This window comes from Streptomyces sp. NBC_01571, assembly GCF_026339875.1.
Taxonomy (GTDB): Bacteria; Actinomycetota; Actinomycetes; order Streptomycetales; family Streptomycetaceae; genus Streptomyces.
This window is the reverse complement of record NZ_JAPEPZ010000001.1, coordinates 4,971,808-4,991,283: the sequence shown is the minus strand read 5'-3', so window position 1 is coordinate 4,991,283 and position 19,476 is coordinate 4,971,808. Positions and strand designations below refer to the sequence as shown.

The 19,476-nt window shown below is 66.2% G+C and carries 11 protein-coding genes and 7 pseudogenes; 9 read left to right on the top strand and 9 right to left on the bottom strand.

The features are described from left to right. Positions 1-420 precede the first annotated feature (420 nt). Positions 421-1,752, top strand: coding sequence for an IS110 family RNA-guided transposase (locus tag OHB41_RS22420; RefSeq protein ID WP_266696064.1), 1,332 nt, complete (start codon positions 421-423; stop codon positions 1,750-1,752). Between the two features lie 499 nt (positions 1,753-2,251). Here the strand turns inward: OHB41_RS22420 and OHB41_RS22415 are convergent, their stop codons facing one another. The 3 genes and pseudogenes from OHB41_RS22415 to OHB41_RS22410 all read right to left on the bottom strand — a co-directional run bounded on the left by OHB41_RS22415 (position 2,252) and on the right by OHB41_RS22410 (position 4,058). Beyond that, the gene (locus OHB41_RS22415) at positions 2,252-3,058 is read right to left on the bottom strand and encodes an ImmA/IrrE family metallo-endopeptidase (protein ID WP_266700010.1); all 807 of its coding nucleotides are present in this window, start codon (positions 3,056-3,058) and stop codon (positions 2,252-2,254) included. 132 nt (positions 3,059-3,190) lie between these two features. Beyond that, positions 3,191-3,385 (bottom strand): annotated as a pseudogene (locus tag OHB41_RS52345) (helix-turn-helix transcriptional regulator); the annotation flags it as partial. After that, positions 3,348-4,058 (bottom strand): hypothetical protein, encoded by a 711-nt coding sequence (locus tag OHB41_RS22410; RefSeq protein ID WP_266700009.1) that lies wholly within the window; start codon positions 4,056-4,058, stop codon positions 3,348-3,350. The gene OHB41_RS22410 and the pseudogene OHB41_RS52345, both read right to left, overlap by 38 nt. A 325-nt stretch (positions 4,059-4,383) precedes the next feature. Here OHB41_RS22410 and OHB41_RS22405 point away from each other — a divergent pair, with 325 nt between their 5' ends. Further along, positions 4,384-4,857, top strand: coding sequence for a hypothetical protein (locus tag OHB41_RS22405; RefSeq protein ID WP_266700008.1), 474 nt, complete (start codon positions 4,384-4,386; stop codon positions 4,855-4,857). 318 nt (positions 4,858-5,175) lie between these two features. Here OHB41_RS22405 and OHB41_RS22400 read toward each other — a convergent pair whose 3' ends face one another. From OHB41_RS22400 to OHB41_RS22390, 3 genes and pseudogenes are all read right to left on the bottom strand, one after another. Beyond that, complete coding sequence (locus tag OHB41_RS22400) at positions 5,176-5,382, bottom strand: hypothetical protein (RefSeq protein ID WP_266700007.1); 207 nt, start codon at positions 5,380-5,382, stop codon at positions 5,176-5,178. 468 nt (positions 5,383-5,850) lie between these two features. After that, positions 5,851-6,468 (bottom strand): annotated as a pseudogene (locus tag OHB41_RS22395) (site-specific integrase); the annotation flags it as partial. A gap of 312 nt (positions 6,469-6,780) precedes the next feature. Continuing rightward, a pseudogene (locus tag OHB41_RS22390) lies at positions 6,781-7,292 on the bottom strand (IS5 family transposase); the annotation flags it as partial. 23 nt (positions 7,293-7,315) lie between these two features. On the opposite strand from OHB41_RS22390, the pseudogene OHB41_RS22385 reads away from it, so the two are divergent. The 7 genes and pseudogenes from OHB41_RS22385 to OHB41_RS22360 all read left to right on the top strand — a co-directional run. Further along, positions 7,316-7,642, top strand: a pseudogene (locus tag OHB41_RS22385) (IS3-like element ISAar24 family transposase); the annotation flags it as partial. Positions 7,643-7,956: 314 nt separating this feature from the next. Further along, a pseudogene (locus OHB41_RS22380) lies at positions 7,957-8,844 on the top strand (ISAs1 family transposase); the annotation flags it as partial. Between the two features lie 178 nt (positions 8,845-9,022). Then, on the top strand, positions 9,023-9,817 hold the full coding sequence (locus tag OHB41_RS22375; protein ID WP_526024951.1) for an IS3 family transposase: 795 nt from the start codon (positions 9,023-9,025) through the stop codon (positions 9,815-9,817). Between the two features lie 23 nt (positions 9,818-9,840). After that, positions 9,841-9,972 (top strand): annotated as a pseudogene (locus OHB41_RS52665) (hypothetical protein); the annotation flags it as partial. Positions 9,973-10,020: 48 nt separating this feature from the next. Further along, positions 10,021-10,122, top strand: a pseudogene (locus OHB41_RS22370) (NUDIX hydrolase); the annotation flags it as partial. A gap of 417 nt (positions 10,123-10,539) precedes the next feature. Next, positions 10,540-11,940 carry a vanadium-dependent haloperoxidase gene (locus OHB41_RS22365; protein WP_266700006.1) on the top strand — a complete coding sequence of 467 codons (1,401 nt, stop codon included), beginning with the start codon at positions 10,540-10,542 and terminating at the stop codon, positions 11,938-11,940. A 580-nt stretch (positions 11,941-12,520) separates the two neighbouring features. Continuing rightward, the gene (locus OHB41_RS22360; protein ID WP_266700005.1) at positions 12,521-14,113 is read left to right on the top strand and encodes an FAD-binding oxidoreductase; all 1,593 of its coding nucleotides are present in this window, start codon (positions 12,521-12,523) and stop codon (positions 14,111-14,113) included. Between the two features lie 264 nt (positions 14,114-14,377). Here OHB41_RS22360 and OHB41_RS22355 read toward each other — a convergent pair whose 3' ends face one another. The 3 genes from OHB41_RS22355 to rph all read right to left on the bottom strand — a co-directional run bounded on the left by OHB41_RS22355 (position 14,378) and on the right by rph (position 19,049). Next, entirely contained in the window at positions 14,378-14,587 is a 210-nt protein-coding gene (locus OHB41_RS22355) for a hypothetical protein (protein WP_266700004.1), read from the bottom strand. Positions 14,588-15,138: 551 nt separating this feature from the next. Then, a complete protein-coding gene (locus tag OHB41_RS22350; RefSeq protein WP_266700003.1) occupies positions 15,139-16,350 on the bottom strand; it encodes a chromosomal replication initiator protein DnaA in 1,212 nt (403 codons plus the stop codon). 101 nt (positions 16,351-16,451) lie between these two features. Then, on the bottom strand, positions 16,452-19,049 hold the full coding sequence (gene rph, locus OHB41_RS22345) for a rifamycin-inactivating phosphotransferase (RefSeq protein WP_266700002.1): 2,598 nt from the start codon (positions 19,047-19,049) through the stop codon (positions 16,452-16,454). Between the last annotated feature and the right edge of the window lie 427 nt (positions 19,050-19,476).

Genomic DNA, 19,476 nt, shown 5'->3' with positions numbered 1-19,476 from the left:
ACCAACAACGAGACCTGAACCGGTGGAGAGAGCAGTGCAACCATCCGGAGCCGAGGGGTGCACATTGCGCGGTCGCGTTGGGGACGCAGAGCTCAGGGCTGAGGCGACACCGGGCCGTCTGTGGGCCGTCGAATGGTGGCCCACAGCGGCCAACAAGGGCCAACGATGGCCGTTCGATTACAGGTCAGTCCCCCTGATCCCTTTCGGGTACGCCTTGCTGGCGTGAAAACATGATCGCGGTGCCTGCCCGCCGACCCCGATGCTTCGTTGGGACTGTGAGCCCGTAGGTCAGTCTGGCGCCGGGACCGCAGAGGGGCCACGCACTGTTGCCTCCGAGCACGCCGGTCAGATTCTCGCTCCCCCAGCGGTCCCACGGGCAGGCACCGTCCTGTACTGGCACGGTGTGAAGGGGAGGGGTTCATGGCTGAGGCCGAAGACATCGAGGAGATCGAGCAGGCGGTCGAGCTTGTGGAGCGGGTCGCGGCGATCGACATCGCCAAGGCGTCCGGGATGGTGTGCGTGCGCCTGCCGCACGAGGACAGGCCGGGCTTTCGGACCCAGCGCGTCTTCAACACCATCGCGACCAGCGGCGCGATCCTGGACCTGGCCGACCACCTCATCTGCCAGGGCGTCACCCGCGTGGTCATGGAAGCCACATCGACCTACTGGAAGCCGTACTTCTTCCTGTTGGAGTCGCGTGGCCTGGAGTGCTGGCTGGTCAACGCCCGTGACGTCAAGAACGTCCCGGGCCGGCCGAAGACCGACCGCCTGGACGCGGTCTGGCTGGCGAAGCTGGCCGAGCGCGGCATGCTCCGGGCCTCGTTCGTGCCCCCGAAGCCGGTCCGTGAACTGCGCGACCTCACCCGGGCGCGTGCGGTGATGACCCACGAGCGCACCCGCCACAAGCAGCGAACCGAGAAGCTCCTCGAAGACGCCCAGATCAAGCTGTCCACCGTGATCGCCGACATCTTCGGGGTCTCGGGGCGCGCGATGCTGCAGGCACTGATCGCGGGCGAGCGCAGCCCCAAGGCCCTCGCGGACCTGGCCCACGGCACGATCAAGGCCAGTCACACCACCCTCGCCGAAGCCCTGACCGGCCGGTTCGAGGAGCACCACGCATTCATGTGCCGGATACTGCTGGACACCGTCGATTACCTCACCGTGCAGATCGACAAGCTCACCGCCCGGATCACCATCCGCCTGGCCGAACTGTCCACCACCGAGGACGACGAAGGCCCGGGTCAGGGCACGCTGATGCCGATCACCGACGTGGAACGACTCGACGAGATCCCCGGCGTCGGCCCCAGCACCGCTCAGGTGATCCTCGCCGAGACAGGCCTGGACATGACCGTCTTCCCCACCGCCGGCCACCTTGTCTCCTGGGCGAAACTCTCCCCACGCACCATCCAGTCCGGCGGGAAGAACACCTCCGGGCCGACGGGCAAGGGCAATCCCTGGCTCCGGGGAGCCCTGGGCGAGGCGGCGATCTCCGCCGCGCGCACCGACACCTTCCTCGGCGCCCGCTACCGGCGCATCGTCAAACGCCGCGGCCACATGAAAGCCCTGGTCGCGGTCGCCCGCTCGATCCTGGTGTCCGTCTGGCACCTGATGGCCAACCCGACCGCCCGCTACCGCGAACTGGGCGCGGACTTCCATGCCCGCAACCTCGACCCCGCACGCAAGGCCCGCGACCTGGTCCGCCAGCTCAAGGCCCTCGGCCACGACGTCACCCTCGCCCCGGCAGCCGCCTGAACTCCTCCCGACACCCCCGAACACCCCGGAAGAGCCCCCGACAGCCACCGCCGAGGGGCTATCTCGCAGTACCCACCTGACCGTCGAGTTTTCCGGTCAGCGCTGTGCTGACGGCGAGCGTACGAAGTCGTTTCGGGCCAACGCCACTTCCTGCGCAACAAGAAGTCGGAGGGGGGTACCGCTCCGAGGTGACGGCGTTCGAGCTGGAAGAACCTGCCGATGCTGTGGCCGCAGGTTGGGGCGGGGCGCCGCCGAGACGACGCCTCGGGGCCGACGGTCGCGGACCGCCGGCCCCTGGGTGTGTCACGGGCGCCGGACCGTCTCCGGGCCGTCGGAACGGATGCTCAGTGCGCCTCAGCTCCTTCCCTTCGGCGGCAGGGAGCGACGGCGGCTCCGGCCGGACTCAGGTCACTCGGGCCCCCCGGCGAAGAAGCCCGCCAGGGAGGACGCGAGCGCTTCCGGAGCCTCCTCGGCCACGTGGTGAGAACGCACGTTCCCGCTATCTAACAACTCGCAGGTGGCCTGTAACGGCAGGGCTCTTTTGGCCTCCGCCAGGGACGGCCGCCATGGCTAGTCCGAAGACCAATGCATCAAGGTCACGCTCGCTTTCCTGAAGCTGGTCTGCGATCGCGCGGGACGTCCACCCGTCTTCCCTGGCCAGCTTGAACAAATCGGTAAGGAACTTTGAAGCCTCCACCTGGATTCCCTCTGGTTCCGCAGTGCGAAATCCTCTTTCGGACAACTCGATGAGCCATTGCCTTCTGTTCCACTCCGAAATGAATTCCAGCCGGTACAGGCGCTCAACCATGGCAAGGGCCGAAACCTTCCAGTACTTCTTCAGCTTGAATACATCATCTAGACGAAGCTTTCCTACCACTTGAGCATATAGGCCATCGGCCGGTACCAGAAAACTTGCGGCGAAGTCGTGAGCCTCTTGCTCGATCTGCCTTGAGAGGTTCATGTTGGCGGCATCGTGCAATACCAAGTGGCCCAGTTCATGCGCTAGGTCGAATCTCGTTCGCTCAGCTGTCTTGCTTGTATTTAGGAACACGAAGGGTCGGCCTTCGTATTTGAAGGAGAAGGCATCGATTTCTCGATCGGCCGCAGGGAGTGAGAACACACGTACCCCCCTTCGTTCGAGGAGGGCCAGCATGCTCTTGATGGGTTTCTGGTGTAGTCCCCAGGTCGATCGAAGTTGCTCGGCTACCATCGCTGGGGGGACATCGGACGGGTCGGCAACGTCGGGTAGGTCGGTGATCGGCGTGCCGTAATGCTTGTCAATCCATCCGCTCAGCTCGATTGCCATAGAGCTGACCGCAAGCACCCTTCGCAGTTGTCGGGCTGTCATGGACGAAAGAGCCCGAAAGGTAACCCACTCCTCCTTCACTTGCGGTGGGTCATCCGAGAAAAAGTAGGACTCCGGAAGGGATAGTGCTCGCGCAATCTGATCCGCCGGCGGTGAATCCACCTGTCCGGCTTCCCAGGCTGTAACCGTTCGCCGCGAAACGTCACACCGCTCAGCAAGTCCCTGTTTCGTAAGTCCTCTACGCTCTCTCGCTGATGTCAGCCGCGCAGGATTAAATGACGGTCCTTCATCACGAAGTAGCCCTGAATACCATTGATTCTCCGTCATCGTCGTCATCCTCGTCTGACTCTATAGGTGCTACCGCTCCCGATGAAGGGATCGGCGGGATGAGGATGCGCTCCACCCATTCGCCAACCAGGCCGTCTCCAATGTCTCGTGCTAGCGAGACCTCCAACCGAATTTCATCGTCGTCGGCGTGGACGACCAGGAACCACGTCGAGCAGTCCTCGTCGGGAGTTAGGTCGGCGTTCTGTAGCGGTCTGGAGCGATCGCCTTCGATCTCCCCCCAGAGAGTCGGCTGAACGAATTCTGCGTTCCTTTCTACCCGCTCTCTGGTCTTAGGTCCCCTCTTCCTAGTGAGCTTCGGATGGCGCTTCCCTCGTGTACCAGTGTATTTGTCGCCCGCGACGACAGCAAAGGCCAGGTGCCTCTCCTCGGAGTAGACGGTTTCATAGTTGCCCGTCCGGCCTATGCGCCAGCCCTGCTGCAACTTCTTCAGTTGCTTACGGAGTCCTGCAAGCGTTTCCGCCCACATGGCCACACCTGCGTACGTACGCGGATACCACGGCTGATCGACCCGTTTCCGGGCGTTGTCGCCAAACGTGACACTCTCCCGAAAATGCTCGGCGGAGAGCCCCCACTGACGGAGGCGGGCGTCCGCCTCGTCGGGGGGAGTGATCTTGGTGGAGCTGTCAGGCGGTTGCGCAGGGTGCTTCAGCATCGAGCCTCCGTGATCGACTTCCCCAAATCGTACCTCAAATGAGGTTCGAAAAGAGGAAGTCAGACCCTGGTGGGGTCGAACTGGCAGCGCAGGTTCACCGCGGGTCCGACGGAGCCGTTGAGGGCCATGCGTGGGTAAGAGGGGCGGAGTCGGCCTTAGTTCCGGTCGTTGGAGCAGGTCAGAGGCCATCGAGAGGTACGCGATGTAACGCTCTTGAAAACCGTCGTGGCACCGGGGCTCTAGTGACTTCCTCCACCCCACAGGTGTGTCGGTCGCGGTGGTGGGGAGAGCAGGACCGACAGACACATAACGGAGGGGACGATTCGTGTCGGCGTGGGAGAAGAGAGCAGCAGAACAGGCCAAACGTGCAGCGAGCCGTACGGGCGAAACCCTGTTGACGGACGCGGTTGGGGAGGGGCTCGCGGCTGTGACGTACGCGGTGCTGCAGGGCGCATTCACGGCCAAGAGGCCGCGTGTCTGGTTGGACACGCGATGCTCGGCAGCCAGCACCTGGGTGCGTGGCGAGGACATCGTCGGCGCCCGCGTGCGCGAAGTTGACGACGACGCGGATGGGCAGTTCGTCCTAGAGGTCTTCGTTCCCGGTCTATCCACACCTGATAGGTGGTTGACCGTTGCTGCAGGTACCAGTGAGTGGTTCGAGCTGAACGCGGCCGAGCGATTGTTGACTCTGCTGGAAGAGACGGCCCGGAGCGAAGACGACGAGCCGCCGGCAGTCTTTGTGACGATCCACGGAGAGACAGACGACAAGCGTGGCCTCGCGGTAGATCGCAACTACTGACGGCAGAGAGGCCGTGCTGCGGCGGACCTGTGGGTGGCGCTCGCCCGAGTGGAGGCTGCTCCTCTTCGTGAGTGAGATGGGGTCGACGGCGCTGGGCCCTCTCCGGGCCCTCCGAGGTTGACCAGCAACGACCACCAACGACCAACAACGAGGGTCCAGCCACAGGTCAGTCGGGGTGCGGAACCCGCTGACCAGGGCCGGAAATCGGGCCCTCCAGACCCAGGGCAAGAAGAAGTAACGCGACGTCAGTGACCCCCCTACCTGCGGGTTCTCCGTGGGTAGGGGGCTTACTCGTCGGCCTGGGCCGTCTCTGGGCCGTCAGGTGCGACGGCGCCAACGGCGGATGCGGATGTCGAAGACGATCAGCAGCGCCACGGGGACGGCGATCTCGACGGGGGCGGTAGCCCAGAGGGCCAGGGCTCCGCCGGCTGTGCCGATGAGCGCGATCGGTAGATCGCGCGGATGGATGTCGACGGTCACGCCGACGCGTGGGACGATGCGGCCCTCCAGCTGTGCTCGGTTCACTTACAGGTGATTTCTGGGGCGTGGCAATGGAGGCGAATGCCGCCCCTTGCTCGGGCGGCATTCGCATGCCGCTGGAGCTTTCCCATAGTCGCCACGTGCCAGCAAACGTGCAGCTAAAAGCCGCCCTGTTCGTTTGCGTGGACAGCTTGTCCACGGTCATGGACGGCCGGAGCACTCCAACATTTCTTGGAGTCTTTCCAGACTCTCCAATCTTTCCAGAGTCGTCTCGTACCGCTCCGTGCCGCCCCATGCCGCTCCGTATCGCCCTGTAGCGCTCGGTGTCGCCTGGTACCGGCCCGTGTCGGCCATGAGCCGCCTGTTCTCTGGACCGTTGTTGTTGCCGCATGCCGGTCGGGAATCTTTCCCTTTAGAATGGGGAATAGGTAAGTGGCTAAGCTGTCCGGGTTACCTTATCTCGGTTGCTAACCCGGGTTATTTAATCCGGGTTAGGTCTTCCGCCTTCCTCGTTTAGCCCCTAGGTGTATCGCGTTTCTCGTAAGTGCTTGCGATTGCCTTCCGTGTGCGCTCCTGGCTGGAGGGCATGAGGTGTGCGTATACGCGCAGCGTCAACCCCGGGTCCGAGTGGCCGAGGTACTCAGCGAGTGCCTTGATGTTCTCCCCGGCGTCCAGGAGTACCGAGGCGTAGAAGTGGCGGAGCGCATGCATCCCGTTCTCGCGTGACTCGGCGTGGGGCTGGCCACGCTCGGGGACCGGGATCACCCCGGCGCCGGCCAGCGCCCGCTTCCACGCCTCCTCGTTGAGCGACGTGCGCCAGACGCGACCCCCGCGCGGTCCGGTGAAGATGAGCCGCTTGGTCACCGGGGGACCGTCCACGACCTTCCACGGCAACGTGATCTCTACCGGCGGGAACTCATTCATGTGTGCCCGGAGGGCGTCAGCGACTGGCCCCGGGAGCGGCACGTCCCGGAGCTTGCCACCCTTCGGCGGGGCGAACACGGCCTTGCTACGACTCAGCTTGAGTTGCTGGACCACGTGGAGCGTGTCCGACTCGAAGTCGATCGCGTCGACGGCGACGCCGAGGATCTCTCCCTGACGAAGCCCGCAGCCGCCGCCCAGGTCGACCATGCCTTAGGTGGTGCGTTGAGCACCATCCTTGTCTCCGCCTGTGCGGCGTGTACCCGTCGGGGGCAAGAGCTCATGGCCTGGTTGCTGTCCTATCCGCAACGGCTGCGAGTCAGAAGAAGAGCTCACGCTGGACCGGGACAAGGGAGCCGAGCTTGGCTCACCAGTCCGATTGAAGGTGAGGTCTTCGATGCTGAGATCAATGTCGAAGGTAGAGTCCTTGATCTACCTGAAGATCATGAAGTATGGATCGTTCATCGCGTTCCCAACGGCAGCGAGATCTGGCCGAAGGAGAAGCTGGCCTTGGACCGTGTCCTATGTGGTGAGGCGGATGAGTCGTTTGTAGCAGCAGAGGGCTGCGGCGAGTCCGAGGAATGCCAGGTAGTTGCGGGGGTGGCGTTCGTAGCGGTGGTTGAGTCCGCGGTAGCCGGTCAGCCAGGACATGGTGCGTTCGATGACCCATCGTCGGCGCCCCAGCCGTTCGCTGGACTCGACTCCCTTGCGGGCGATACGGACACCGATGTGCTTGCCCCACAGCCATTTTCGCAGGTGAGGGACGTCGTAGGCCTTGTCTGCGTGGAGACGTCGGGGCTTGAAGTACCGGCCGCGGTGGGGGTCGTGTCTCGTTTGGTGACCCTGGATCATGGGCTTCAGGGCGAGACTGTCGTGGGTGTTGGCTGCCGAGAGGCCGACGACGACGGGCAGTCCGCTCGCGTCCGACAGGACGTGCATCTTGGAACCCGGCTTACCCCGGTCCACGGGGCTCGGACCTGTGAGTTCGCCCCTTTTTTCGCCCTTACGTGGGCGGAGTCGAGGACAGCCCGGGAGCTGCCGGTTCCGCGCCCGCGCCATTGCGTTGGTGCGGGCAGGAAAAGAACAGAAGCAGACCGCCCATCCGGTCACGTTGTCGAAGTTGTTGCGCCAGGACGACATCGACAACGGCCGGCGCCCTGGCAGGGTCGGAGGAGTCCGCAGAGCTGCCTGCAACACGGCGACGAATCCGCGAGCTGGAAAACGAGCTCGAGATCGTCCGCAAGGCCGCCAAGTTCCTCGGCGAGGACAAGCCGGCCCCAAAAGGCTCTACCCGGTGATCGACCGTCTCGTCGGTGCCGGGGCACCGGTCGACCGATGCTGCCGGATCCTCGGGGTCGCCCGGCAGAACTACTACAGACACAAGCCAGGGGCATTGCGTGATTGGGATTGGTCCGGTTCGCCCGTCTCGCGGGTGACGTGGCGTCATGTCCGTTGTGCGGCAAGGGGCCCCGGAGAGCAGAGCAGGCACGGCGCTGGTGATCATGTGGTTGTCGAGACCCATGAGAACCGAGCGAGACCGTGCCTGCCCGAACATCATCGCCCATCCCTTCCGCGCTGGAGCAACTGGGCTCCCAGACTGATTCCCTCACCTGAAGCGATGTCGCTGACCTGCGGCGTTTCCTGATCCTGGTCACCGATCCCCGCGATGCGCGGGGACTGCGGTATCCGGCGGTCGCGTTGCTGTGCGCGGCCGTCTCGGCCGTGCTGACCGGGGCCCGCTCGCTCATCGCGATCAGCGAATGGATCACGGATGCCCCGCAGTATGCGCTGGGTGTCCTTGGCTTCGCGGCCGATCCACTCACCGGTCTGCGACCGGTGCCGCACGCCGCAACGGTGCGCCGCCTGCTGCAGCATGTGGACGGTGATGCCCTGGACGCGGCGATCGGCGCGTTTCTGCAGGCCAGAACGCCACCTCCGGCCGAGCCGGAGGCAAAGAAGGGGCCGGTGCGGCGGGTGATCGCGGTCGACGGCAAGGTGGTACGCGGTTCGCGGACCAAGACCGCCACGGCGATCCAGCTGCTGGCGGCGATGGACCACTACGGCGTGGTCCTGGCCCAGCGGCAGGTCGCCTCCAAGACCAACGAGATCCCCTCCTTCTCACCCCTTCTGGGTGGCCTGGATCTGCAGAACGCGGTGGTGACTGCCGACGCGCTGCACACCCAGCATGATCACGGGGCCTATCTGATCGGCTGCGGCGCTCACTACGTGGCTGTCGTGAAGAAGAACCATCCGGGCCTGTACGCCCAAGTCAGGAAGCTGCCCTGGCGGGACATCCCGCTCGGCCACCGCACCCGCGACCACGCCCACCAAGAGATCCGCCGGCTCAAAGTTGCCGCGTTCAGCCACCTGGCCTATCCCGGCGCCCGGCAGGCCATCCAAGTGGTGCGGTGGCGACGCGACTTGAGCACCGGGAAGCTGGCCATCGAGCGCGTCTACCTGATCACCAGCCTGAGCGTCTTCGACGCCACCTGCACCGAACTCGCCACCTGGATCAGAGGCCACTGGGGCATCGAGAACCTCCTGCACCACGTCCGGGACCGCACGTTCCGCGAGGACGACTCCAAGGTCCGCACGGGCACCCTGCCCCGCGCCATGGCTTCCCTGCGCAACCTTGCCATCAGCGTCTTCCGCCAGGACGGCCAGACCAACATCGCCTCCGCCCTCCGGCACAGGCCGCGACTACCTCCGGCCCCTACGAACCCTCGGCCTCACGTGACGAACCCGGACAGATCTCGATCACGCAATGACCCTGAGACACAAGCGCACCCCGACCACACCGCGGCAGCTGCGACGGGAGTGGCTGACAGGGCTGATCCGGGAGGTCCACGTCGCCTCACGCGGCACCTACGGCTACCGCCGCGTCCACGCCGAGCTCACTCTGGGCATGGGCATCCAGGTGTGCTCGAGGACCGTGTCGGTCCTGATGACACAGGCCGGGATCCACGGACTGCCCGGACCGGTGCGGATCAAGCGCCTGCGGGGTGTCGTCACCGCCGACGACCTGGTCAACCGGAAGTTCCATCGGCTGCGTCCCAACGAGCTGTGGGTCACCGACATCACGCAACACCGCACCAGAGAAGGGTGGGTGTACTGCGCGGCGGTCCTGGACGCGTTCAGCCGCAAGATCGTGGGGTGGTCGATCGACTCCAGACAGGACTCCACCCTCGTGGTCAACGCGTTAGACATGGCCCTCCGTAACCGGCGCCCCGAACCAGGCGGGATAGTGCACGCCGATCACGGCACCCAGTTCACCTCCTGGGTCTTCGGGGAAAGGATCCGCTCCGCCGGGCTCCTGCCATCGTTCGGCACGGTCGGAGACGGCCTGGACAACGCGATGACGGAGTCGTTCTGGTCCTCGATGCAGATCGAGCTGTTGAACCGCAAACGGTGGGAGACCCGGGTCGAGTTGGCGAACGCGATCTTCGAGTACATCGAGGTCTTCCACAACCGACAGCGGCGCCACTCAGCACTGGGCTACCGCACCCCGATCGAGTACGAACTACTCTCCGAACAAGACACCATCCCCGCCGCCAGTTAGCCACCGCAGCTGGAACCCAAACCGTGGGGCAGGTCAACCTGTCACCCGAACCTGCATCAGACCCATCCGGACCAAGACGACTGTGTGATGGCGAGAGTGGCGAGTCGGACGACGAGGAGGGGTTCTCCTTGTTGTTCACGTGCGACTTCGACGAGCCCGATGCGCAGGAAGTGTCCCTGGGCATGGACACACATTCTGTTCGCAAGATCGGTCTCGACCGGGAGCCCGGGCGGCTGCTCGCGGTGGACCAGGTGTACGGCGTTGGGCAGCCGCCACTGGTGGCGCACCTGTACGACGGCGGCGTCAGCGACTTCGCGGCGTTCCACCTGTTGAAGAACGGCCACAGGGCAGGCCGACTTGCCGGGCGAGCACGCTCTCTTCGCGGAGTCAGTGTCAGACAGCCGCCCTTCGGTGGATCCGGAAATCGCTCACACGAGTGAGACCTCCACGTCTGGGCGATCACGGCTCAGCTCGGCCGTCAATCATGACCGGATGAGCATTTCTGCGTAAATCATGAAGTTGCAGGATGCAAGCGGCATATCGGCGTGGTTGATCTCTATTTACGCATATCTGACCTTACGCTACCGCTGTCGATCAGCGACGTCGAAAGGAATACTGTGCCTCTCGAGCCCAATCATGGCCGTCGGTCGGCCGTGAAATCCGTGCTCCCACGCTTGAAGTGCCGTACCGGCAGACGCCTGGGACGGCTACGGGCCGGCGTCGTGGCCGGTGCACTGCTCGCCGGACTGAGTCCGGTGGCGGTCGGTGCGCCACAGGCAGCCGCCGCGACAGGGCACAAAGGCGATCCGACGCAGTACTGGAACAACGTCCTGCTCCAGACGTTCCGCAATGCGCGGGGCTGGGACGCCTCGCCCGGCAAACTGTCCAGGTCCGGGGCGATGGTCTTCGCGGCGATCTACAACGCGGAGAGCGCCTATCAGTACACGTACGGAACCCTGAAGTACGAGCCGTACCTCAACCGGCCGCTGAAGTACGCCGACAAACACTCGCGGCCGCGTCCGGGCGAGGAGGAGCGGCTGATCGACCGCACGGCGTACCGGATGATCTCGCAGCTGTACCCGGGCGATCAGGCGTACATCGACGCCAAGTACAGGGCCCGGACCGGCCGCTCCCCCCACTCCTACGACCCCCTCGACCGCCTGGTGGTCGACCGCGTGGTGAGGCAGATCAACAAAGCCCGGGCGGGCGACGGTTCGGACAACCCGGAGACCTACAGCGGCGACACCACCACACCCGGAGCCTGGCGGCCGACGGGTGAAGAGGCGACGGCTGACGAAGGGGCCTGCAAGCAGCCGAGCGACGCGGTGACCCCGAACTGGGGCAAGGTGAGGCCGTTCGTGCTCCGCTCTGGCTCGCAGTTCCGGCCTCCCACCCTGCGCGGCTTCACTTCCTACGCCGATCTGGTGGCCAGCCCGCAGTACGCGGCCCAGCGCGACGAGGTGCGACGGGTCGGCGCCGTCGACTCCACCGAGCGCACCTACGATCAGACCGTCGTCGGCTGGTTCTGGGACCATGACCTGAACGGCACCTACCACCCCCCGGGACAACTGCTCCAGCTGACCGGGATCGTCGCCAAGAAGTTCAAGCTCGACACGTACGAGACCACCCACTTGTTCGCGCTGTCGGCGCTGTCGTTGGCGGATGCCGGGATCACGGCCTGGGACAGCAAGTTCGACAGCCCTATCAACCTGTGGCGCCCGGCGTCCGCGATCCAGGCGACGGGCGGCGCGAACGCGACCTGGGAGCCTCTCAGCGCGGACCGCGCAGGGGCACCGTTCACCCCGTGCTTCTCCGCCTGGACCTCCGGGCACGCCAACTTCACGGCTGCGTGGGCAAGCGCGATGAAGCACTTCTTCGGTCGTGACGACGTCTCGTTCATCGCACACTCCGAGGACCCGCACACCATCGAGGCGTACCGCAAGATGGCCAACTTCAGCCAGGTCGCCGAGGAGGGCAAGCTGAGCCGACTCTGGCTGGGCGTGCACTACCGCTGGGACGCCGAGGACGGGAACGTGATCGGTACCAACGTTGGCGACTACGTGTTCGACAACGCGCTGCTGCCGACACGACCGGGCCGTCCGCATCAGCAGTCGGGCTACTAGGCCCGGCCGTCGCCCCCGCCTGTGACCGGATCGGCGTGCGCCCAGCCTCGCCACTGAGGAAGTCAACTGCGCCGCCCGCGACTTGTTGTCCGGCTCGAGCCGCTCGATCACCTCGATGGCCAAACAGCTCGGCGTCTCCGCAGGCACCCTCTAGTAGCCCGACCGCAGCAAGATCAAGCTCAGCGTCACTTTCCACCTACTCACGCCCGGCAACGAAGGGCTGATCCGGGCTCGTGGGGGCGATGGGCGCCGCCGCGGCCACGCCGGCCGGACCGTGGGCAACTCCATAGTCGCGTCGGCACACCTCTCGGTTTGAGAACCGCGTGGGTCTACCCATCCTCTGGACGTTCGGAAAGCCGTCAGCGCCTTTGCCAAGTACCGCATGGTGAAGGCGCTGACGGCACGTTCGCAGACAACGGCCCTGGGTGTGTCTGAGCTGTTTGGCGGTGCGTCTCTCGTCCCTTCGTGTGGTGGGTCTGGCGAGTGGACAGCCGACGGGGATGGCTCCCGTCGACGACCAACAAACTGGCCGATGGGATCGCGGGAGGAGCCTGCGACCTCTGCGTGAGGGTAGGTCGCTGTGATCGACAGGCGAGACGTGCTGCGGGCGGGCGTGTTGGGAACCGCTGCTGGGGCGCTGGGGCTTCAAGTACCGGAAAGTGCGGCTGCGGCGGCTGAGGCAGCAGGGCCAGTTGGCGATCGGGACTGGAAGCGGTTGGCCGAGGCCCTGTCCCCTGGGGCCACCCTCTACCGGCCGCATGGCTCGGTGTACCAGTCGCTGGCCTTGCCGTTCAACCACAGGTACGCCGGAATTCGGCCTGCTGGCATCGTTGCCTGCGCGACCACCAGGGACGTGTCCGCAGCTGTCCGCTGGGCTCGTGAGGCAGGGCTGCCCGCCGTACCGCGCACCGGGCTGGGACACAACTACGCCGGGTATTCGACCACCACGGGCCTGCTGTTGAATATGGCCCGTATGAAGAGCATCGTCTCCACCCCGATGCCGGGCGGTGCCCGCTCTCGGGTCTACGGGCCGATGAAGGTCGTGCACGACGCCGGTACCCTCACCGTAGGGGCCGGGGTCACCAACGGGGACCTGCATCCGCTGTTGGAGGACCACGGCATGTTCGTGCCGACCGGTCGTTGCCCCAGCGTCGGGGTCGCGGGGCTGGTTCTGGGCGGAGGTATCGGCTTCAGCGACAAGATGTTCGGCCTGACCTGCGACCGGCTCGTTTCCACGACCGTTGTGCTCGCCGACGGACGGGCGGTCAAGGCCGGCAAGGACTCGCACCCCGACCTGTTCTGGGCCTGCCGCGGCGGAGCCGGCAACAACTTCGGTGTCAACACCTCGTTCACCTTCCAGTACGAGCAGTTCGAGGGCACCGTGGCGTTCTACCAGCTCCGCTGGAACCTGGACTCCGTACTGCCGGTGGTCGCGGCCGCGCAGCACATTGCCCAGGACACCGCGGGCGACAGGCGGTTCCATCTGCGTCTGGGTATCGGTACCAGCGGGATGACCAGGACACAGATCCATGCGAATGCCAACGTCAACGCCATCGGCCAGTTCTACGGCACTGTCCAGGAACTGCGTGCCATTCTCGACCCGCTGCTCAAGATCGGCACGGCCGAGGAACGCGCCCGCAACAGCGCGTCCGTTCGTCAGGTCACGCCCGGTGAGGCGAGCGTACTGCTGAGCGCGACTACACCGATCGATCGCTTTGCCACCAAATCGGCGATCCTGGACTCCAGCACTCTCTTGACCGATCAGCAGGTCAGCGCGGCAGCCGAGCGCCTGCTGGACTGGCCTGGCAGCAACAACGAGGACGGAGCCGGGTTCGCGATGTTCGCCCTCGGCGGTGAGATCAACCAGGTACCACCGAACGCGACCGCGTTCGTACACCGAAACGACCTCTTCGTCTTCGCTGCCGAGACCTCGTGGGCCGACTACGACCTCTCCAGCGTCGCCGATGCCAACCTCCACTGGCTCAAGCAGTTCTACGCCGACATCTTCCCCGACAAGTCGCCCGAACACGCCTACCAGAACTTCCCGGACCCGACACTGAAGAACTGGCGGCAGGCCTACTACGGCACGAACTACCCCCGTCTGGTCAACGTGAAGCGGAAATACGACCCGACCGGATTCTTCAACTACCCGCAAGCGATCGACGCAAGTTGAGCCCAAACGGCGAGGCTTCCTATCAGGTGAGGTTGTCGACCTACACCGTGTCCTATGTGGTGAGGCGGACTGGAGCGCGCCGGCACGTGGCATGTGTCAGCCTGGCGTCGCCGGAAGTCCCCTGCCCTCGGGGCGTGGAGCATGCCTGATCAGACTGAGCTGCTCAAGCGTTTCTGACACTTGAGGCGGCCGCCCGGGTCGACGTGCATGATCCAAAGTTCTTGGCGTGGTACTGACGCCGGTTCTCGGTCGGGTGGTTCGACCCTACTCCGCAAGATCGACCGACCGGATCTGCCGCAAGGTGAGCGTCAGGTTCGGCCGCATCCTGGAATGGCTCACGGGCGGCAGCTCGCGCCACATCTCACCCGGGTACGGGGTCCGCCACCAGATCACAACGAGGCGCGTGGCGCCGGGCTCGCACACCAGATCCCACCAGCGGCTCTTGCCCTCGACGGCGCCGTCGCCGGCCTCCACGGATCAGCGGGCGGTCTCGTCGTCCTCGCGTAGAGCAGCACGTCGCGCCGGGGTGAGCCGCCCCCATACTCGCCCGCCTCGCACTGCACCTCTGGATCAGCGTCAAGTCGTCGACTCAGCGGGTGAACCGCTAGTTGCGTGCGCCCGCCAAGGCGCGGTCGGGTCAGCGGATCAGAAGGTGCGGTGGATGGCCTGGCGTCCTGGGCCGTCTCTGGGCCGTGCGAGGTTGCTCAACAGTGGCCAACGACGACCAATGACACCTACGCAGGCGCAGCGAGGCACCGCTCGGACCAGCGAATACGCAGGTCGCCAACTTCTTGGGCAAGACCCAGGGCAAGAAGAAGTATCCGAACATCTCAAAGCCCCCGACCTGCGAGTTTCTCGCGGGGCGGGGGCTTTTTGGTGGGGCTGGGCCGTCAGGTGGTCGGCCACGACCTCGTGGTACGAACAACGGGGCGGTGACAGTCGCCGCTGACGACGGCCCGTCGTGCACGGACACCCAGAGCCCGCCGCTCTCGTCAGGCTTGAACTTCATGGAAGGTGTCCAGCCGCTACTTTTTCACCTCGGCGACGGCGCGCAGGGCGAGCAGTCGCTGGTCGAGTGCCGCGAAGTCGGGGTGGGTCACGGTCCGACTCATCTGTCCGGTGAAGAGGACCATGGCGAGGGTGCTGTTGTCGGCCCAGATGCAGACGGGCATCTCCGCGGGCCCGGCGGTGGCGACTGCGCACTGAGTCGTGCCGCCGAGCTTTCCGCTGGACTCGTCGGTCTTGTCCTTGACGGAGCCGCCGCTCCGGTCGATCCCGGCCCAGGCGGCCGCCACCTCGGCCTCGGGGGCGAGGAGTTTGCCGTACCCGCCCAGCAGAACCATCTGTGGTGTGCGGTCGCCGAGGTGGGTGGAGTACGCCGCCAGCGCGGGGGTGGCGCCCGCCTTGGCGATCTCGCCGTTGCTCGCCACGAGACCCTTGGCCAGCGTGTTGGACGGGTCCGACGAAAGCCCTTGGAAGCTTTCCGGCGGAGCCAGTTTGTACCGGCCGGCCTTGGCGGCCGTGGTCATGCCGAGGTAGGCGAGCACCCCCCCGCCGCCGACGACCAGGACAGCGACGACACCGAGACACCCGAGCAGGCGTCTTCGGCGGCGTGGTTTCTCAGGGGCCGCATATGGGGCGCTCGGGTGGGCCGGGGCCGCCATCGGGGTCTCGGGAGGTGCCGCGTAGTCCTCGTCGAGGCGCCCGAGCTCGGCGTAGGGGTCGGGCCGACGACGTGGCCCGGCCTGCGTGTACAGCTCATCGAGCCGGCCCAGTTCGGCGTACGGGTCAGGCCGCAGCGGTCGCTCCGGCCGGCTGCGTGGATTCGCGTAGGGCTGCCCGTGCGGCACTTGGCCCGATTGCCCGTACGAACTCGGGTACGGCTGCCCCATGTCGTACGGCCGGCCATCGGGTTGGCCGTACAGGGGCTGCTCGGGACTCGGGTACGGCTGCCCCATGTCGTACGGCCGGCCCTCGGGTTGCCCGTACGGGTGCTGCTCGGGGCTCTGGTTCGGCTGCCCGTGCGGACCCGGGTACTGCCGGCCGTACGGGATTTCGTACTGCGGATCCCGGGGCTGCCCGTACGGGATTTCGTACTGCGGATCCCGGGGCTGCCCGTACGGGATTTCGTACTGCGGATCCCGGGGCTGCCCGTACGGGATTTCGTACTGCGGATCCCGGGGCTGCCCGTACGGATCAGCGGATTCTCCCCACGGCGAGGGCGGGTGCGTCGACATGATCGGCATCAGAACGCGCACATGGATGAATGATCAACTGTGTACAGGTGAAATCTCGGCACTGCGGTTCGCCGCGGGTGAGGGCTTGATCGTGTGGCCGGTCAAGGCAGGATCTCGACGTACCCGTCGGTTCCGTGCACGCGGATCCGCTGCCCGTCCCGGATCCGCCGGGCGGCCTGCTCCACGCCCACGACGGCAGGCAGGCCGTACTCCCGGGCGATCACCGCGCCGTGGGTCATCAGGCCGCCCACCTCCGTCACCAGGCCCGCGACTCCGACGAACAGCGGTGACCAGCTGGGGTCCGTGAAGGTCGTGACCAGGATGTCGCCCGCCTCGAGATCGGCCTCCGCCATGTCGAGGACGACGCGGGCCCTCCCCTCGACGGTCCCGGCGGAAACCGGCAGGCCGATCAGGGCGCCGTCCGGCACGTCGTCGCGACGGTACGCCCCGGTGACGGCCTCGCCGTCCGATGTGAGCACCCGCGGCGGGGTGAGCGCGTGGTAGGACCGGAACGCGTCCTTGCGCTGCTGGATGAGCCGGGCATCCACCTCGTTCGAGCGCACGACGTCGTGGAGTTCCTGGAACGTGAGGTAGAAGATGTCCTCCTTCTCAGGAAGCACGTCGGCCTGCACGAGGCGCTCGGCCTCCTCCATCAGGGCCTGCTTGTAGACGAAGTAGCGGCTGACGATGCCGTACTTGGGGTACTCCCGGTACCCGATGAAGCTACGGACCCGGTCGATCATCCGCTTGGCCTCGTCGGCTTTCCGGTCCCCGTCGGGCAGGGCCCGCAAGCGCGCCAGCACGTCCTGTTCCTTCTTCTGCGCCTTCTGCCGCCCTTGTTCGAAGCGCCGTTCGGCGGCGCCCGGCTCGAAGTTCCTGACGTTGTCGAGGATCACGGGCACGAGCGTGGTGGGGCGCTCGCGCCAACGCGGCCGCGTGATGTCGATCTCGCCGACGCAGCGCATGCCGTACCGGTCGAGGTAGGCCTCCACGGCGTCACGCGCTTCGGTACCGCCCGCGAGCTTCACCAGCTCGTCCAGGAAACCCTCGTCCTCGACGCCCTCCAGGAACGCCACCACCTCCGGCCGCGGGCGGATCACGTCCGCGACGTCGAGCAGCGCCAGTCCCATCTCCGACGTGATGTTGCCGGGGGCGGACAGCGTGAGCGTGTCAGCCGCGTTCTTCTCGCCCAGCCACTCCTGCAGTTTGTCGTTGAGCCACCACGTGGCCTCCATTCCCGCCATGATCGCCTGAAGGTTCAGCGGATCTCCGAGGACCCGCTTGTGCTCCTCGAACGCGCCCAGCAGGAAGTCGAACAGCGGAGGTCCGGTCTTCGTCCGGATGTCGCGCTCCAGGGCGGCGACGGACGCGCGGCTGCGCTCGATCAGCTCGGTGACGATGGCCGGATCGGGCTCGTCCGGGGCGGACGTGCCGCCGACCGGCGGCCCGCCGGGACCCGCGTCCGGAAGCGACGGGACGAAGTCGTCGCGGTCGAGAACGGTCTCCAGAGCGTCCCTGACCAGCGGATCGCCCCTCCCCAAGACGTCCAGGAGGCCGGCGCGGCTCGCGGGTGAGGCCAGGCGCCGGGTGACGTCGACGAACAGCCTCCCGCCGGCCTCGTGCATCGGCACCATGGCCGTCAGCTGCCACATGGAGAGCCCCAGGGGCTTCATGGGGTCGGTCATCATCTGCCCGTGACCGACGGAGACGTAGACGTGATTCTCCTGGTCGCCGGTCTCGGGGACGGGGAACAGCGTCGTGATCGGCCGGCTCTGAACGATCTGGAAGCCGGCATCGTCCAGGCACCATTCGATGTCCTGCGGGCGGCCGAAGTGCGCTTCGATCCGCCGCCCGAGCTGCACGAGCCGCACGACCTGCGCATCCGTCAGCGCCGGCTGCTCCTGCCGCCGCGAGTCGATCGCCACCTCCCGAGTACCGCCGGCCGGCAGGGCGTGAACGGCACGCTGTTTGACGGCGATCGCCCTGGCGACGACCTCGCCGTGCCGCACCTTGAAGACGTCCGGGTTCACCAGGCCGGAGACCAGGGCCTCGCCGAGGCCGAAGCCGGCGTCCACGGTGGCGACCTTCCGGTCGCCCGTGACGGGGTCGGCCGTGAACAGGATGCCGGCCGCGTGCGGGAAGACCATCCGCTGCACGACCACGGCCATGTGGACCGTACGGTGGTCGATGCCGTTCCGGAGGCGGTAGGTCACGGCCCGTTCGGTGAACAGCGAGGCCCAGCACCGGCTGACGTGCCGGAGGATCGCCGCCGGTCCCACGACGTTCAGGTACGTGTCCTGCTGGCCGGCGAAGGAGGCCGTCGGCAGGTCCTCCGCCGTGGCGCTGGATCGGACGGCGCAGGCGGCCTGTTCGCCGAGCCGGGCGAGCGCACGGGTGATCGCCGCCGCTAGATCGCCCGGGACGGCGATCCCTTCGATGGTCCCGCGGATCTCCGCGCTGAGCGTGCGGATCGCCTCCCGGTCGTCCGGGTTCAGACGCGACAGCTGATCGAGCCGATCGTCGATCGACGGCGCTTCCGCCGTGATCCGCCGGAAGGCGTCGGTCGTCACGCAGAAGCCGGCCGGCACGCGGATGCCTTCGATCCGTGACAGGTCGCCCAGGTGCGCGCCCTTGCCGCCGACGACCGCGACCCGCGTCTCGTCGGCCTCTTGAAGATCCCACACGTACTGCTCGATCATCGCGATACCTCCGAGGCAGTCGTGTCCCCTTGCACCGCAGCGGTCGATGGAATCACCGGCGCCTCCAGCTCCGTCGAACCTCCTGTCACTGGTTCGACGTCACCGCGTCCCCCATATGTCGACAACACACGCACGTCGTGCCCCGTTTCCGCAGGTTGTGGCCTCGGCCGACGATTTTGCGCTACCACCCGGGTCTTGCCGCAAGCCCCCCGGTGCGCTATACGTTGAGAGTGGCAGGGAGAGAGATCTCCTTGCCTTTTTCTTTTGCCTGCCGCCTGCCGCCTGCCGCCTGCCGCCTGCCGCCTGCCGCCTGCCGCCTGCCGCCTGCCGCCTCCCGCCGGAACCGAGAAGCGTCTCGGGTCATCCCCCGCGTTCACGGGATGCCGCGTATGCCTCTCGCGCCCCGGCCGCCCGCCGTAAAGAGGAA